General features: G+C 68.5%; 1 pseudogene. It reads left to right on the top strand.

Annotated features, from left to right (window positions below):
* Positions 1–1,490, top strand: a pseudogene (locus tag ACYQ2W_RS26155) (hypothetical protein); the annotation flags it as partial.

Here is a 1,490-nt window from a genome sequence, read left to right on the forward strand (position 1 = left end):
GGTTAGCCACCTCTCCGCGGTTGCCCCGCTGGAGCGGGCCACGGTGGTGATTCGGGTGATCGATGCGGCGGGTGAGGTGGTTCACCAGGCAAACCGCGCGCTAGAGGCGATGGCGCTCGGTGGGCAGCGCGCCCTTGGCTTCGACTACGCCTTCGACGCGGCCGCCGAGGGGGCGTATCGCGTTCGCGGAGAGGTGGTTGACGAGAATGGCTCGGTGATGGCGAGCGCCGAAGCCGGATATGTGGTGGAAGAGCTGCTCGTCCGGGCGCTGAGTGCCTCGGTGGTGCCGCGATCCGGCATCCTCGATCGCGGCGCGCGACAGCGTTGCACCCACACGCTTGTTTACGAGGGAAGTGCGTCGCACGCCACGGTGACGGTGGAGCGGCTGCTCGTCGCCTACGCCACCGGTGAGGCGTTGGTCACGGAGCGCGATACGGTGGAGCTCTCGCCGGGCGTTCTGTGGAGCGGCATCAGCGAAATCGATACCGCCAACCACGACCCGGGGGATTTCGCCTGCATTCTCCGCGTCGAGGCGTTGGGCGAGATGGTTCCGCTGGCGTCGGCGGGTTACCGGCTGCGCGTTCCGCCGGTGAATATCGAAAGCGCCTTGGGCGAAGGCTCCCATGGCCGGCTGCTGGTGTTGCTCGACCCCCCGTCTAGCTCCTCCTGCGCGGGCGAGGCGGGTCGGATTGAAGAGGGAGACGGAGAGCTGGGGCCCGGGAACGGAGCGCGCTGCGATGATCCCCTCGGTCCACTGGAGACGGTGCCGTTGCCCGCTCAGCGTACGGCACTGGAGGAGCGGCTCTCCGCCGACGGATGGTCCTACACCGTGGTTACCGACGCCGACACCTTCGTACGGGAGTGTCGGAGCGGAGCCTATAGTCTCTACCTCCTGGCGAGTGAGACGGTTCACCTGCCGGTAGCGGCCCAGAAGGGGCTGCGCGAGGCGGTCTATCGAGGAGAAGGGTTGGTGGTGGCCGGTGACCACGACCGGCGTAATGCGTTCCTCGACAAGCCCCTGGGCGTCGCCGTCAGCGGTGTAGCGGAGCGCGACGGGGTGGTCCTGACGGGGGAAGATGGATATCCCTTCGTCGGTCCCCGCAGGGTCGTTCGCGTGCGCGACGCCGAGGGGGTGGTGCTGGCCCGTTTCGCCCCTGGCGGTGAGCCGGCCATGACCCACCGTATCTATGGTCGGGGCAAGGCGGTCTATATCGCCTTCGATCTCCTCGCCGAGGCGACCGCAGCGGCGGAGAGCGATCGGCCCGTACTCTCCACTCCTTGGGGAGAGCTGTTGGTGGGGGCCCTGGCCGAAGTGAGCCCGGAGGGTGTTTCTCCCATGGCGGACGGCGTATTGCCGATGCGCCTCACCCTGGTCAACCAGGGGATCGCCACCCCTGGTGTCGCCACCCTGGCGTTGCCCGCAGGTGTCGGGGTGCTCGACGCCGGCGCCGCCACCGTCGAAGAGGCGGCGCTGCGCTGGCCCTTCGACC

The organism is Endothiovibrio diazotrophicus (assembly GCF_054657215.1).